Genomic DNA, 510 nt, shown 5'->3' with positions numbered 1-510 from the left:
AAAAACTCAGCAATGATTTGGGCGTCTAATTTATCATTCTTTTCTTCTGTCCAGACTTTAGAAAAACGATGAATAACCCGCGGGTTTTCTACAATGGTTTCAACGTTAATCAGTTTCAACTCTGGATCATTTGAGAAGAATAAGGACGGATGCATACTGTATTGACCAGTCGCTTCCATACCTACAAGTATTTTGTCAAAATCTAACTCCTCGTGAAAGCGAAGGATTTGGTCTTTAATCATTGTGGCGCCTGACTCACTATTCGCTACTGTCTCTTGCCAAAGAATCGTATTGGTATCATCTTCACGTAAGAGAAAACAAGCATCAAGCTTCGCTTTACTTACGTCTAAACCGACAAATAATTTCATGGAAGGGTTCCCCCTTTCGTTATAAATTTGGAAGGTAAGCTTGGTCACTCCGGGCTATCCCTGTAACACAATGCGTGCCTTAACCTCGCGCATAAGTATTTAACTCGTTTCTTGTGTAGCTGCCAAGACCGAAGGTTTCCTA

The 510-nt window shown here is 40.8% G+C and carries 1 protein-coding gene; it reads right to left on the bottom strand.

Annotated features, from left to right (window positions below):
- Positions 1-368, bottom strand: a 368-nt coding sequence (locus tag ACYQ4S_RS12235) for an IS110 family transposase (protein WP_459771440.1), incomplete at its 3' end; no start/stop codon positions are given.
- Positions 369-510 lie beyond the last annotated feature (142 nt).

This window comes from Alkalibacterium sp. s-m-28 (genome assembly GCF_054658175.1).
Note: the sequence above shows the minus strand (reverse complement) of the source record. Positions and strands in the feature narration are given on the sequence as shown.